The sequence below is a fragment of the Lactobacillus acidophilus genome, assembly GCF_034298135.1.
Classification (GTDB): Bacteria; Bacillota; Bacilli; order Lactobacillales; family Lactobacillaceae; genus Lactobacillus; species Lactobacillus acidophilus.
The window spans coordinates 448,908-463,971 of the sequence record NZ_CP139575.1; the positions used below are offsets into that span (position 1 = coordinate 448,908).

General features: G+C 37.7%; 9 protein-coding genes and 2 pseudogenes. 9 read left to right on the forward strand and 2 right to left on the reverse strand.

The window, feature by feature from the left end; genetic code table 11:
- The first annotated feature begins 43 nt into the window (after nt 1-43).
- Nucleotides 44-691, forward strand: coding sequence for an NAD(P)H-binding protein (locus SO785_RS01965; RefSeq protein WP_011254444.1), 648 nt, complete (start codon nt 44-46; stop codon nt 689-691).
- 69 nt (nt 692-760) lie between these two features.
- Here SO785_RS01965 and pyrE read toward each other — a convergent pair whose 3' ends face one another.
- Nucleotides 761-1,399: an orotate phosphoribosyltransferase gene (gene pyrE, locus SO785_RS01970; protein WP_021874113.1), complete on the reverse strand. Its 639-nt coding sequence runs from the start codon at nt 1,397-1,399 to the stop codon at nt 761-763.
- Nucleotides 1,399-2,106 carry an orotidine-5'-phosphate decarboxylase gene (pyrF, locus tag SO785_RS01975; protein WP_003548039.1) on the reverse strand — a complete coding sequence of 236 codons (708 nt, stop codon included), beginning with the start codon at nt 2,104-2,106 and terminating at the stop codon, nt 1,399-1,401. The genes pyrE and pyrF overlap by 1 nt, the downstream gene beginning before the upstream one ends.
- 252 nt (nt 2,107-2,358) lie before the next feature.
- On the opposite strand from pyrF, the pseudogene SO785_RS01980 reads away from it, so the two are divergent.
- The 8 genes and pseudogenes from SO785_RS01980 (at nt 2,359) to SO785_RS02015 (ending at nt 14,845) form a co-directional block, all read left to right on the forward strand.
- Nucleotides 2,359-3,283, forward strand: a pseudogene (locus SO785_RS01980) (dihydroorotate dehydrogenase).
- Nucleotides 3,284-3,459: 176 nt separating this feature from the next.
- Nucleotides 3,460-4,002, forward strand: a complete 543-nt coding sequence (gene pyrR, locus SO785_RS01985; protein ID WP_003548034.1) for a bifunctional pyr operon transcriptional regulator/uracil phosphoribosyltransferase PyrR — start codon at nt 3,460-3,462, stop codon at nt 4,000-4,002.
- Nucleotides 4,003-4,142: 140 nt separating this feature from the next.
- A complete protein-coding gene (locus SO785_RS01990; protein ID WP_003548032.1) occupies nt 4,143-5,099 on the forward strand; it encodes an aspartate carbamoyltransferase catalytic subunit in 957 nt (318 codons plus the stop codon).
- Nucleotides 5,099-6,375 (forward strand): annotated as a pseudogene (locus SO785_RS01995) (dihydroorotase). Before SO785_RS01990 ends, SO785_RS01995 begins: the two are co-directional and overlap by 1 nt.
- On the forward strand, nt 6,376-7,461 hold the full coding sequence (gene carA / locus SO785_RS02000) for a glutamine-hydrolyzing carbamoyl-phosphate synthase small subunit (RefSeq protein WP_003548026.1): 1,086 nt from the start codon (nt 6,376-6,378) through the stop codon (nt 7,459-7,461).
- Entirely contained in the window at nt 7,454-10,642 is a 3,189-nt protein-coding gene (gene carB, locus SO785_RS02005; protein WP_011254441.1) for a carbamoyl-phosphate synthase large subunit, read from the forward strand. The genes carA and carB overlap by 8 nt, the downstream gene beginning before the upstream one ends.
- Nucleotides 10,643-10,985: 343 nt before the next feature.
- Complete coding sequence (locus SO785_RS02010) at nt 10,986-11,186, forward strand: YSIRK-type signal peptide-containing protein (RefSeq protein WP_003548022.1); 201 nt, start codon at nt 10,986-10,988, stop codon at nt 11,184-11,186.
- Between the two features lie 605 nt (nt 11,187-11,791).
- The gene (locus SO785_RS02015; protein ID WP_021874110.1) at nt 11,792-14,845 is read left to right on the forward strand and encodes a mucin-binding protein; all 3,054 of its coding nucleotides are present in this window, start codon (nt 11,792-11,794) and stop codon (nt 14,843-14,845) included.
- Nucleotides 14,846-15,064 lie beyond the last annotated feature (219 nt).

Sequence of the window (15,064 nt, forward strand, 5' to 3'; positions counted from 1 at the left end):
ATAGCTAGTTTTTTTGATAATCGGTTTAATAAGGAGAATAAAAATGACTAAAATTGCTGTATTAGGTGCTAGTGGACAAATTGCTAAGTTGGCAGAAGAATTTTTCTTAAAGGATGCAGATAACGAATTGATCTTGTTCTTGCGTCATCCTAACAAGTTAGACAAGTCTGAAATCGATGAAAATCGTGAAAAGATTATTGTGGGGGATGCAAGTAAAGTAGATGAAGTTGCTGCGGCTATTAAGGGCGTCGACCTTGTATATGCTAACTTAGCTGGTGGTAACATTGAAGATCAAGCTAAAGCAGTGGTAAAGGCGATGGATCGAGATGGCATTAAGCGTCTTATCTGGATTTCTTCATTAGGTGTATATGATGAAGTTCCTGGTAAGTTTGGTGAATGGAACAAGAATATCTTAGGTTCATATCTCACCACTTATCGTGCTGCCGCCGATGTGATTACTGCTAGTGATTTGGACTACACAATTATTCGTCCTGCATGGCTTACTAATAAAGATGAAGTAGATTATGAAGTTACTCGTGGCGCACATACTGCATTTAAGGGTACTGAGGTATCACGTAAGAGTGTAGCAAGTTACATCAATGACTTGGTTAAAGATCCAAGTAAGGATGCCCGTGGTAACATTGGACTTAACAAGCCAAATACTGATGGCGATAAACCAGCTTGGTATTAAATTATTAGATGAAAAAAGAAAGGTGAAACCAAACATAGATTTCACCTTTCTTTTTAGATTGGATTAATTTTATTTTTCAAACTTCTTGCCCCATGCCCATGGATCTTCGTGCCAAGTCTTCAATACATCGTATTGTTTACTTGAAATATGGCCTGATTCATTTTCTTTTTTAAGAAGTTCTAGGTAGGAAAGAAGTGGCGCATATTTAACACCGCTCTTAGTGAAGTTTTCTTTTGCATCTGGTAAGTAGTAGGTAAAAATTGATGATACACCGATAACATTGCCGCCATCTTTTTCAGTAGCCTTAACAGCATTTAAAACTGAACCACCTGTGGTAATTAAATCATCGATTAAAACAATCTTGTCATTTTTATTAAAGCGACCTTCGATTTGGCGTCCCTTGCCGTGATCTTTGGGCTTAGGACGTACATAGATTATTGGCAAATGGAGCTTGTCAGCAATCCAAGCAGCGTGAGGGATGCCAGCTGTAGCAACACCACCAATAATGGTTGTTTCAGGAAATTCTTTAGCAATTAAATTAGCTAAGTCACTAGCAATCATATCGCGTAATTCTGGATAAGAAACTGTCAGACGCAAGTCAGTGTAAATCGGTGAAAGCATTCCACTAGCGTAAGTAAATGGCTTGTCTGGTGAGATTGTAATAATTTTTTCTTCGATAAGTTTAGAAATAATTTGATCTTTATGCATTAGTTAAACTCCTTCTTAATTGCTTCATATGCTGCCTTGGGATCACTTGCTAAAGTAATGGGCCGACCTACCACGATTGCGCTTGAGCCCCATTCTTTAGCCATCTTTGGTGTAGCCACACGGGATTGATCATCCTTAGCATTGCCAGCTGGACGAATGCCTGGAGTGACATATAAGAAATCGTCACCGATATTCTCATGCAATTTTTTTACTTCAAGTGGTGAGCAGATCACCCCATCGGCTCCAGAATGCTTAGCCATCTTGGCTAAGCTCAATACTTGTTCAGCCATTGGCAAACGGCAATTTTGTTCATTTCTCAAAACATCGTCCGAGATCGAAGTTAATTCAGTAACTGCAAGTAATTTCGGTACACTATGACCAGCAGGTGTTCCGGCAATTAAACCGTCTTTGGCGGATTTAATCATTTGGCTACCACCAAGTGCATGAACCGTTGTAAAGGTGATGCCAAGTTTAGCTAAAGCTTTAGCTCCGTTATAAACAGTATTTGGAATATCATGCATTTTTAAATCTAAGAAAATCTTATAGCCTTGCTGCGTTAACTTCTTGATTACATCAATGCCTGCATTATAAAAAAGTTCCATGCCAACTTTGACAAAAACATCATGCGGGTCGCCTAATTTACTTAAGATCTTATTTAGTTGTTCTTCATTATCTAAATCTAGAGCAACAATTACGGGTCTGTCCATATTTCCTCCACAAAAAAAGTCTATACCAAGCGCAGAGAGACACTAAGTATAGACTTTCACTATCTAAATTTAAGCCAATATTGTGAACTTGCGGTCTCTCTGTACCGTTTAAAGTTTGATCAAGGTGAAGTTTAACACCATCGAGTTAGAAATACAAATAATTTTTTTGCTTTGAAAAAAATGCAAAAGCGTGTACAATCATTTTTTGAAAAATAAGCGAATGTCCGTGAGCATTCATTTTGGAGGAAAATTATGATAAATACACATATAACATTACCCGGCTTAGATCTAAAGAACCCAGTGATGCCAGCAAGTGGCACATTTGGTTTTGGTGATGTGCCAGCTGCTAAGAAATTTGATTTAAATGATTTAGGAGCAATGGTTATTAAGACAACTACGCCTAAGGCAACTAGCGGTAATCCGCAACCACAGATTGCCGTTTTAGATGACGGTGTTTTAAATTCAGTTGGTTTGACTAACCCTGGTGTCGATCAAGTAATTAGCGAAAAATTAGTGCCTTTGAGAAAGCAATATCCCAATTTGCCAATAATGGCTAGTGTAGGCGGCGATAGCGAAAGTGACTATGTTGAAGTAGCTAAAAAACTGTCTGATTCCGACTTAGTTAATGCGTTAGAAATTAATGTTTCTTGTCCTAATGTAGCTCAAGGTGGTATGAGTTTTGGGGTGCATCCCGATGTGGTAGAAGAATTAACTAAAAAAATTAAAGACGTGGTTGATGTGCCGATCTACGTAAAATTAACGCCAAACGTAACTGATATTGTTGCAATTGCTCAAGCGGCAGAAAAGGGTGGTGCCGATGGCATATCTATGATTAATACTGTCTTAGGGATGGATATTGATGTGCAAACAAGAAGACCGGTACTTGGTCACAACGTAGGTGGACTTTCTGGTGAAGCAGTTAAGCCAATTGCTATCAGAATGATTTCCCAAGTTTACCAAAAATGTAACCTTGCCAATTATCGGAATGGGTGGGATTAGTTCTGCCGAAGATGTGATTAAGTTCATGCTAGCTGGTGCAAGTGCAGTAGCTGTAGGGACTGCACACTTTAATGATAGTATCGCCTCTAAACATATTGCAGATAGTTTGCCAGCAGAACTTGAAAAATTAGGTATTGATGATATTAATGATTTAGTTGGTCAGGTTAAATTTAATTAATACTTGACAAACGTTGCCGATTACAGTAACTTTAAATGCAATGAATGTCCTTTAAAATTAGTCCCGTGAGGCTAGCAAGGCAGGCTTAAATAAAAGTTTTGACTTTACTGAAAGCTCCTAGTCTCAAAGTAGACTGGGAGCTTTTTTCATGGGCAAGAATTTAGGAGGGAACTTTAATGGCAAAAGAATTATGGGATGCATTAGCAATGAAACGGGCCTTGACTCGAATTACTTACGAAATTATCGAACAAAATAAGGGAACTGATAATTTAGTATTAGTAGGAATCAAGACACGTGGCGTTTATTTGGCTAACCGTATTCATGACAGAATTCAGAAACTTGAAGGTGTAGATGTACCAGTCGGTGAGCTAGACATTACCCTTTACCGCGATGATCGTCATGATGCAACACTTAAGCAAGATCCAGTTATTAACTCAGATAACGTTGGCATCAATATTGATAACAAGCATGTTGTCTTAATTGATGACGTTATCTATACCGGTAGAACGATTAGAGCTGCGATGGACGCTTTAATGCATGTTGGCCGACCAAGTTCAATCAGAGTTGCAGTTTTAGTTGACCGCGGGCATCGTGAATTGCCAATTAGAGCGGACTTTGTCGGAAAGAATATCCCTACTTCTTCTGACGAGCAAGTTGCTGTTAATGTAGTTGAAAAGGATGGTAAAGATTCAATCGAATTGAAGGCTTTACCAAAGTAAAAATAAAAAATTTAATACCCAACCATTTAATTGACTCCAGAGAGGGCCAGAAAGGTTGCTTAGTTTTTCGTATACCAAAATACGGAAAAAGGCCTGGAGTAATTAAATGCTTCAGGCTTTTTTGTTAGAAAGAATAAAAAATGGAAAATTTAAATCTTGTCAGTTTACCACATTTTGTGAATGTTGAAAATTTAGATGTTGAAGAAGTTGAAGCCTTAATTAAGAGAGCAGAATACTTCAAAAAAGGCGGTGCGACCCCTCGCTTAACTACACCGGTTTATATTACCAATATGTTCTTTGAAGATTCTAGTAGAACACACACTAGTTTTGAAATGGCTGAAAGAAAGTTAGGCTTAATAGTTATTCCATTTGATCCTGCACACTCGTCGGTTAATAAAGGTGAAACTTTATATGACACTTCTTTAATCATGGATGCGTTAGGCGTAAATATTGAAGTAATTCGTCATTCACGAAATGAATACTACAACGATTTAATTGATTTAAAAGAACATCAACATTTAAATATGGGGATTATCAATGCAGGTGATGGTAGCGGCCAACATCCGAGTCAATGTATGCTCGATATGATGACGATCCATGAACATTTCGGTCATTTTAAAGATTTAAAGGTAGCCATCGTCGGCGACATTACTAATTCCAGAGTAGCTAAAAGCGATATGGAACTTTTAACTAGATTAGGTGCTAAAGTTTACTTCTCAGGTCCAAGCTATTGGTACGACAAGGAATTCGACAAGTATGGCAAGTTTGAAGAATTAGATAAATTAATCCCTGACATGGATGTTATGATGCTGCTGAGAGTACAACATGAACGCCATGCAGACGATCCTAATGAAAAAGCATTTGATGCTCAAGAATATCACGAAAAATACGGTATTAATCATAAACGCTACGAGGAATTAAAGCCGGATACGATTATCATGCATCCAGGCCCAATCAATCATGATGTCGAACTCAGCGGCAATTTGGTTGAAAGTAAGAAATGTATGTTTGTTCGTCAAATGCAAAATGGCGTCTTTATGAGAATGGCTATGATTGAAGCAGTATTACGCGGAAGAAAGCTTGGAGGACTTGAATAATGAAAACAGTAATTAAGAACGGTACCGTTTATCAAAATGGACGCTTAATTCATGCAGATGTTTTAATTGAAGATCAAAAAATTAAGGTAATCGGCACTAATTTAACTGGTGATAAGGAATTTGATGCAACAGGTAAATTAGTTGCTCCTGGTTTAGTTGACGTTCACGTCCACTATCGTGAACCAGGTCAAACTTACAAAGAAGATATTCGAACTGGTAGTGAAGCTGCAGCACGCGGCGGCTTTACCACTGTAGGTGCCATGCCTAACGTTACTCCTGTGCCTAATACGCCAGAATTAATGGAAAAGATGGTTAAAAAAACCAAGAAAAAGGTATCGTTCACATTTTTCAATATGGTCCAATTACTAATGATGAAACAACTGACATTATTCCAGATTACGCAGCTTTAAAAAAAGCAGGTGCTTTTGCCTTAAGTAATGACGGTCATGGTGTACAAACTGCACAAACGATGTATTTGGCAATGCAAAAAGCTAAAGCAAATAATTTGATTATTGCCACTCATGCACAAGATGATTCGTTATTTAATCACGGTATTGTAAATGAGGGAAAGAAGGCAGAAGAGTTAAATCTTCCGCCTGTAACGGAATTAGCAGAAACAACCCAGATTGCTCGGGATTTACTCTTAGCTCAAAAAACTGGTGTCCATTATCACATTTGCCATGTCTCAACTAAGACCAGTGTTGAACTAGTACGTATGGCCAAAGCGCGTGGTATCAATGTTACTTGTGAAGTTGCCCCACACCATATTCTTTTGACTGATGATGATATTCCTAAGGACAACGGTTACTACAAGATGAATCCGCCGCTTAGAAATAAGGAAGATCAAGCAGCCTTACTAGTGGGGTTACTTGATGGCACAATTGATCTAATCGCTACCGATCATGCTCCTCATGCTAAAAAAGAAAAGCAAGGAGGAATGAAAGGTGCTGCATTTGGTATTACCGGTAGTGAAACAGCCTTTAGTACGCTTTATACTAAATTTGTTAAAAAAGACAAGGTCTTCACGCTAGAACAATTATTGTCATGGCTTAGCGATAAGCCAGCTGAAGCTTTCGGTTTAAAGGATGCAGGCGTACTTGAACCAGGCAAAAATGCAGACATTGCGATTTTTGACATCGAGCACGAAGCAACAATTGAAGAAAAAGATTACAAGTCAAAGGGTGTTAATACCCCGTTTACTGGGCAAAAGGTCTACGGTGAGACGGTAATGACCATGGTTAATGGCAAAGTTGTATATCAGAGAGGGACAAAGTAAATGCGCTATTTAATTTTAGAAGACGGTAGTATCTATGCCGGTGAAGGCTTTGGTAGTGACCGTGAGACAAGCGGTGAAGTTGTTTTTACGACTGGGATGACTGGCTATCAAGAAGCAATTACTGATCAAAGTTATGCAGACCAAATTTTAGTCTTTACTAATCCATTGATTGGTAATTACGGCATTACTTTAGCTGATTATGAATCTCTTGAACCAAGAATTAAGGGAGTAATCTGTCATCAAGTTGCTCGACGTCCAGATAGCTGGAGAATGCAAACTACTTTGCCGAAATTTTTAAAACAATTAAATATCCCGGGTATTCAAGGAATTGATACTCGTGAATTAGTTAGAAAACTTAGAGTACATGGAACTTTGAGAGGTAAGATTGCTAATTCTAAAAACGATGCAGAAAAAATTGCTAAAATTTTGCAAACGAAGAAGATTACTCAAGGTGTAATTAGTCGAGTATCTACTAAGAGTCCATATCCAGTTCCAGGTTCTAAGCGTAACATCGTTGTGATTGACTTTGGGATTAAGCATAGTATCTTGCGTGAACTAGCTGAACGTGATTGTAATTGTATCGTTTTGCCATATACGGCAACGACTGAAGAAGTTCTTGAACTTCATCCAGATGGTGTGCTTCTTTCTAACGGCCCAGGAGATCCAGAGGAAATGAAAGATGCTGTAAAAATGGTGCAAGAAGTCGAAAAGTATGTCCCACTATTTGGTATTTGTATGGGCCATCAAGTATTTGCTCTGGCTAACGGTGCTAAAACTTATAAGATGAAATTTGGTCACCGCGGTTTCAATCATCCGGTTCGTGAAATCGCAACTGGTAATATTGGTTTCACTTCACAAAACCACGGTTATGCTGTAGATGGCGATTCAATTGATAAAGATAATTTGATGATTACCCACGTTGAAGTAAACGATGGTACCGTTGAAGGATTGCGTCATAAGAAATATCCAGCCTTTTCAGTTCAATTTCACCCGGATGCAACTCCAGGACCACACGATGAAGATTCACTATTTGATGATTTTATGTCAATGATTGACCAAAGAAAGGAAGAAGAGCGTCATGCCTAAGAGAAAAGATATTCATAAGATTATGGTGATTGGTTCTGGTCCAATTATTATTGGTCAGGCTGCGGAATTCGACTATTCTGGTACCCAGGCTTGTCTTGCTCTTCGAGAAGAAGGTTATCAAGTGGTGTTAGTTAACTCTAACCCAGCTACGATCATGACGGATACAACTATTGCAGATAAGGTTTATATTGAACCTTTAACTGTTGATTCAATTTCAAGAATTATTCGTCAAGAATATCCAGACGCTATCTTACCAACCTTGGGCGGTCAAGTAGGTTTAAATATGGCTTTAGCCTTGGCTAAGACTGGCATTTTGGATGAACTTAACATCGAATTATTAGGAACTAAGCTTAAGTCAATTGAGCAAGCCGAAGATCGTGAACAATTTAAGAATTTATGTAAAGAATTAGGTGAACCAGTTCCACCATCTAAGACTGTGAATACAGTTGAAGCTGCCGTAGAATTTGGGGATGAAATTGGTTATCCAATCATCGTACGTCCGGCCTTCACGATGGGTGGTACCGGTGGTGGTATCTGTCATAACCGCAAAGAACTAGCTGAAATTGCTAAAAATGGTTTGGAACTTTCACCAGTAACTGAATGTTTGATTGAAAAATCAATTGCCGGTTATAAAGAAATTGAGTTTGAAGTAATGCGCGATCATGATGATAATGCAATGATCGTTTGTTGTATGGAAAACTTTGACCCGGTTGGTATTCATACTGGTGATTCTATCGTCTTTTCACCAAGTCAAACTTTGTCAGATAAAGAATATCAAATGTTGCGGGATTGTTCGTTGAAATTAATCAGAGCATTGAAGATTGAAGGGGGATGCAATGTGCAACTTGCCCTTGATCCTAACAGCTTTGATTATGACGTAATTGAAGTTAACCCAAGAGTATCCAGATCTAGTGCTTTGGCTTCTAAGGCAACAGGTTATCCGATTGCTAAGATGGCTGCAAAGATTGCGGTGGGGATGACACTTGATGAAATTAAGAATCCAGTAACTGGAACTACCTATGCAGAGTTTGAACCAGCATTAGATTATGTCGTCTGCAAGATTCCTCGCTGGCCATTTGATAAATTCCAAAAAGCCGATCGAACTTTGGGTACACAAATGAAGGCTACTGGTGAAGTAATGGCCATTGGGCGTACAGCTGAAGAAGCAATGCAAAAGGCGGTAAGATCACTTGAAATTGATGAAAAGGATCTTTATTCTGAAGAAGCTCATCGAGCAAGCGATGATAAGTTAGAACAAAAATTGGTTAAAGCCCAAGACGACCGTTTATTCTATTTGGCAGAAGCATTTAGACGTGGCTATTCATTAGAAGATGTGCACGAATTAACTAAGATTAATTTTTACTTCTTAGATATCGTTAAGCACATGATTGAAATGGAAAAAGAGCTCAAAGAAAATAAAGATGAAGTAGATATTTTGCGCTTAGCTAAGAAATATGGGTTCAGTGATCCAACTATTGCCAACTTATGGGGTGAAACTGCAGATGAAGTAAGAGACTTCAGAAAAGCACATGGGATTATCCCGGTTTATAAGATGGTCGATACCTGTGCAGCTGAATTTGAATCACAAACGCCATACTTCTACTCAACTTACGATGCAGAAAATGAATCACATCGATCAGGTAAAAAGTCGGTTATTGTTATTGGCTCTGGTCCAATTAGAATAGGTCAAGGGGTAGAGTTTGACTATGCAACTGTACACTGCGTCAAAGCTTTGCAAAAAATGGGTTATGAAGCAATCGTAATTAACTCTAATCCAGAAACTGTTTCAACTGACTTTTCAGTATCTGATAAGCTTTACTTCGAACCATTAACGCTTGAAGATGTCCTAAATGTCTGCGATTTGGAAGAGCCGGAGGGTGTGATTGTACAATTCGGTGGTCAAACTTCAATTAACTTGGCTGCTGGTCTTGAAGCACACGGTGTTAAGATCTTGGGTACCACAGTTAAGGATGTTAACCGTGCAGAAGATCGTAAGTTGTTCGATGACATTATTAAGGAATTGAAGCTTAACCAACCTCAAGGGTTAACCGCAACTACACATGAAGGAGTTATTGAAGCTGCGGAAAAACTGGGTTATCCAGTCTTGGTTCGTCCAAGTTATGTCTTAGGCGGCAAGGCAATGGAGATCGTCTATAATAAGAAGGAACTTGAAGAATACTTGCAGGATCACGTTGATATTGCTGCAGATCACCCAATCTTAGTTGATGATTACTTGGATGGCCGTGAATGTGATGTTGATGCAATTAGTGACGGGTACGATGTTCTCTTGCCAGGAATTATGGAGCACATTGAACATGCTGGTGTTCACTCAGGTGACTCAATGGCAGTTTATCCACCACAAACTTTCACTGATGAAATTAAAGAAAAGATTACTGAAGTGACTAAGAAGTTAGCCTTAACTTTAAATTGTGTGGGAATTATGAACATTCAATTTATTGTTAGAGACGGTGAAGTCTATGTCATCGAAGTAAACCCACGTGCAAGTAGAACTGTACCGTTCTTAAGTAAGATTACCGGAATTGAAATGGCACAGGTAGCTACAAGAGTAATTATGGGTGAAAGCTTGAAGGAGCAAGGTTATGGTGATGGATTGGCATCAGAACCAGACATGATTTCGGTTAAGGCACCGGTCTTCAGTTTCAGTAAATTAGCTGATGTTGACTCATACTTAGGACCAGAAATGAAGTCAACTGGTGAAGTAATGGGCAGTGACCATACTTTTGCCAAGGCATTATACAAGGCCTTTGCTGGAGCTAAGATGCAACTACCTGAAAATGGTAATGTACTACTTACAATTGAAGATAGAGATAAGGATAAAATTTTGCCAATTGCTAAACGTTTTGCCAGAATTGGTTATCGTATCTTTGCAACAAAGGGTACAGCTGACTTCTTAAAAAAGAACGACTTACATGTAGATCTAGTAACTAAGGTCCATGAAGATGAACAAGCTGATGATAACATCTTGAATGAATTGAGAAACAATAAGATTGACTTGGTTATTAATACAATGGGTCATGATATTGAAAAGAATTCTGATGGCTTTATTATTAGACAGATGGCTATTCAGCAAAATGTACCGTTATTAACGGCATTAGATACTGCAGATGCGCTATTGACGGCACTTGAGAATAGATCTTTTGCAACAGATGCATTGCAATAAAATGAAATAGATATTGAGGATAAGACTTTCTGGAGAAAGAAAGTCTTATTTTTTTGCAAATAAAATTACAAAAGGTATTTAATTTATAAAATAACAATGATACAATAGTCAATGTACTTATGTAACAATATATGTAGGGGATTAAAATAACAAAAACACTATTTAAGGATATAAATGAGCATATATGGAACTGTGAAGCTGTAGTTCATTGTATAATGTACTTAGATAAGAAGCTTTGAGTTCACATAGGAGAACTAGAGCTTCTTTTGTGTTTTTATGGTTAATAACTGTAATTACATATTATGTTCAGATATACATACGGAGTTAAAAAGGAGAAATAGTTATGAGAAGAGACTTACACAATTTAGACGTAGGGGACGTTAAAGAAAAACAACGTTTTTCAATTCGCAAGTTAACTGTAGGTACTGCTAGTGTATTGCTGGGTACTACATTCTTGTTTGGTGCAGGTCAGACTGCTTACGCTGATACTACTGCTTCAGGTGCTATTACTAGTGAAGATTCCCAAAACCAAATTGGGGGGTAGAAGTTAGCCATACACCTCAAGCTCCTGCAGAAGCAAAGAGTTCTACGGAAGGTAGAACTACCTCAACTCAAGAAATTAATAATAAGAAGACTGAATCATTAGAAAAGAAGGACCAATCTGTTGGTTCTACCGCAACAGATAATAAAGAAGAACAAAAGACTTCCTTAGAAAACAAGAGTGAAGCAAATAAGACTAGTGAATCTAAAGTTGAAAAGGCAAATCCAGTAGAAGTTAAATCTGAGTCTCACAAAGATTTAACTTCTGATAAGAAGGGGATTGAAACTCAAGAGATTCAAACTCAAGCTCTCAAATTAGCTAGTACAACTCCACTTTCAGCTAAAGCTTTAACTGAAAGTAAAGCGCAAGATGACCTTTCAGCTACTATTAATTTAAACTGGACTAATGAAAACGGAGAGACAGAAAATCTTCCAAGCATTACTTATAAAGGTAAAAATGATGATACTCTTCAAGATGTAGGTAAATACATTCAAGGTTTAATAACTACAGATAATTCAAAGTATGAAGTTTCCCCATTAGTATCAACGCCTAAAGATTCGGGAGATTATTTAAGTGGAAATACTGAAGACAGTATCACTGATCCTAGTATGAAATTAGCCTATGACGATTGGCGTAAAAATAAAGAAAAGAATTATCCTTTTGCGGGTTACACTGTAGAGATTGATTCATTATCGAATGCTCCATTAACAAATGGAGGTACCTACACTATCAATTTGGGAACCGAAACTCGCCTTTATAATGAACCATATTGGGTAATAACTTCACGCACTATTCATTATGTAAAATATGGTCTAACCGGTTCTGATAGTGTTGCTTCTCCAGATGTGATCCAGGAAGGTCATTCAAATGTAACCAGTTCTAAAAATAATCCAGTGGTAAATAACTTTAATTTAGAAAAAGATGGTCATCACTATGTGAGTTATGAAACGGTTCAAAGATCGTATAATGTAGCTTCTGGTATTCCTGATGGGATGACAGATAATAAAGGTAATATGAATTCTATTATTATCTTTGATGGACAGATAAACCCAACTATTACTGATTGGGTTACTCCAGATCCTGATGTAACTCAAACCAAATCACCGGGCAAGAATCTTTCTAATAAAATTCCAACAAATGGTGAATCTTACAATTACCTCTATAGAAAGTTCTATCATCATAACTATTATGATAAAGATGGTAACTTCCATCAGAAGACATATCTTCCTAATAATGAAGGAGAGCCAATTACTATTACTTACTACCACAACCAACCTGTAGATCTTTCATTTGAAGATATTTCAAAGATTGATCCTCAAGATTTAAGTGGGAGCAACTATTCTGCTACTAACGAATTAACGACAAAGAACGATGATAGTAATCAATACAATGTTTACGATGCATCAAATGGTACTAAAAGTTTAAGTCAAGTAATTAGTGATATTGAAGCGAAAGGTTACAAGCTTGTTTCAATTACTAACGATGACGATGATTCTCAAACCGACTTGAAGGGCAACAGTTCAATTGATTTAATCTATAACAAAGATGGTGTTTGGAAGAGTGCAACTGGTGGGGATAATGCTGATAACTTGATTCATAAGCGCTACACTATCAAGTTTGTTCATGACGTAAAACCTACAACTAAAAATACTTCTGTAAGCCGTAACATTCACTATGTGGCTGACGAAGGCAATAGCAAGTATGAAGTATTGAAGAATCCTGATACTCAAACTGTTAACTTTGAACGTACTGCTTATATTGATCAAGTTACTAAGCAAGAAGTTATTAAGAATGCAGATGGTACTTACAGTGAATTACCAGCTGACTTCAAGCCAACTTGGAAAGCTGTTGGAACTGATAACTTTGATAAAATCCAAAAGGATAGATTTAACAAGGATGAAGGTAAGGTTCCTGGCGTTTGGGAAATTGAACGTGCTAACTATGATGATCCAGAGGGAACTCAATTAACGGATAACTTTGCTCCTAAAGTTGCAAATGTTGATGCTGCTAAGACTTATAATGATATTTATCTTGTTTACAAACAAAAAGCTCAATATAATATTCACTACATTGATGTTAATGGTGTAGAAGATAAAAACACTTATACTCCAACTGACGGTTATGAACTTACCGATCATTTAGTTCCTAACGTTGGTGAAGGTAAAGGTATCTTTATTGGCGACACTCCAGATGCTACGCAGAAGTTATGGAGCCCAGCAGACTACGAAAAGGCTGGATATGTTTTAGTTGGTTTATCTGATAATGCCAAAGGCGATTTACTCGGTAAGCAAACCTTAACTAAGGACGTTCAAGATCAATACGTTTACTTGAGGCATGCAATCACCCCTTCAACTGATAAGACACCTAAAGAAGACGTGAAGGCCGAAACTGTCAGTCAAGTACGTACTATTTCATATCGGGATGCTGAAACTGGTGAAAAGATTACAGATGAATTAAAGAAGTACGGTATTACTGCTAATGTTCCTGACATTACGCAAACTATCGATTATGTTCGTGTGCCTCTTTATGATGCATTTAAGGGTATGTTTTTAGGCTTTGCAGCAATTCAAACTGATGCAAAAGGTTTTGCTAAGCTTGATAGTAACGGTAAACCAGAGATCAAGAAAGATACTAATGGCCAACCAATTATTGCTACTCGAGATGATAAGGCATCATGGGTTCCAACTGGTGAACATACTGACTATCCAGAACAAGGCTCACCTGATTTAACTAAGTATGGGTATGTAAAGGAAAGCTCATTAGAACAAAAGACTAATAACAAGGATGGCGCACAGGTAGATGCTAAAGACGGTGACCCAACTCAATCCGGTGGCCACGTGGATGTTTACTACTTCCACGAACAAGAAGATATCACTTATGTGAATCCGAAGTTTAATATTGACCAAAAGGATCTTGAAAAGACCTTTAAAAGAACGATTATCTACCGTGGTACCAAAGACGGTCATACTTATGAAGATGTAAATGGTTCACCAGATGGCACTCATAAGTATGTTCAGACTACCACCTTTACTCGTAAGGCGATTGTAGATGCAGTAACGAAAAAAGTGATTAAATATACTCCTTGGACATCAACTAAAACAACTTTAGTAGAAGTTATTTCTAAGACACCTACTGAAGTGGGTTATGACAATGTTGATATTAAATCAGTTTCTGCACGTACTGTTGATCCAGATAAGGATCCAGAAGATTTAGGTACAACAGTTGTAACTTATACTGTCAACCCAACTCCAACACCTGAACCAAATCCAGGTAATGGCGGTAACACCAGCGATGGTGGAAATACTCCTGATGGAGGCTCAGAACAACCAAATAATCCTGGTAACAACAATGAAGTTCCAGGTAACCCGGGCGGTGACAATGAAACACCTAAGGAAACTCCAACTCCTAAGGATGATAAGACTACACCAGAAAAACCAGATGAACATGACGATTTGAAATTGAAGTCACCTGACGAACATAACCATACTCCAAAGAAGGAAGTTAACAAGACTTCAAATAATACTCCACGTAGCGAACGCTGGAACTCAAACAAATCTCCTAAATCAGAAAACGTAAATAATGTAACAGGTTCTAATTCCGCAGTTAAATCTACCAATAGTCCTGAAACAGTAAAGGAAAATACTTTACCGCAGACTGGTTAAAAGGAAACTAAAGCTTCAATGTTTGGCTTAGTTGCACTTTCAGTCGCAGGATTGCTTTCAGTTCTTGTTTTAGACCGTAAGAAGAAAAATTAAATCAGAAGATGAAGGGTCAAGTAATAATTACTCGATCCTTTTTCTTTTCATCTCAAATCATTAGTACGTTCCCTTATTTTTCGTTTGTGCTGAAAATGCTTTCACTGTTAGAATGCTTTTTGTAAC

What these genes read in the sequence shown, in the direction of transcription:
- pyrF (WP_003548039.1), bottom strand. Translation starts at nt 2,106, where the DNA reads ATGGACAGACCCGTAATTGTTGCTCTAGATTTAGATAATGAAGAACAA.
- carA (WP_003548026.1), top strand. Translation starts at nt 6,376, where the DNA reads ATGCGCTATTTAATTTTAGAAGACGGTAGTATCTATGCCGGTGAAGGC.
- SO785_RS01965 (WP_011254444.1), top strand. Translation starts at nt 44, where the DNA reads ATGACTAAAATTGCTGTATTAGGTGCTAGTGGACAAATTGCTAAGTTG.
- pyrR (WP_003548034.1), top strand. Translation starts at nt 3,460, where the DNA reads ATGGCAAAAGAATTATGGGATGCATTAGCAATGAAACGGGCCTTGACT.
- SO785_RS02010 (WP_003548022.1), top strand. Translation starts at nt 10,986, where the DNA reads ATGAGAAGAGACTTACACAATTTAGACGTAGGGGACGTTAAAGAAAAA.
- carB (WP_011254441.1), top strand. Translation starts at nt 7,454, where the DNA reads ATGCCTAAGAGAAAAGATATTCATAAGATTATGGTGATTGGTTCTGGT.
- SO785_RS01990 (WP_003548032.1), top strand. Translation starts at nt 4,143, where the DNA reads ATGGAAAATTTAAATCTTGTCAGTTTACCACATTTTGTGAATGTTGAA.
- SO785_RS02015 (WP_021874110.1), top strand. Translation starts at nt 11,792, where the DNA reads ATGAAATTAGCCTATGACGATTGGCGTAAAAATAAAGAAAAGAATTAT.
- pyrE (WP_021874113.1), bottom strand. Translation starts at nt 1,399, where the DNA reads ATGCATAAAGATCAAATTATTTCTAAACTTATCGAAGAAAAAATTATT.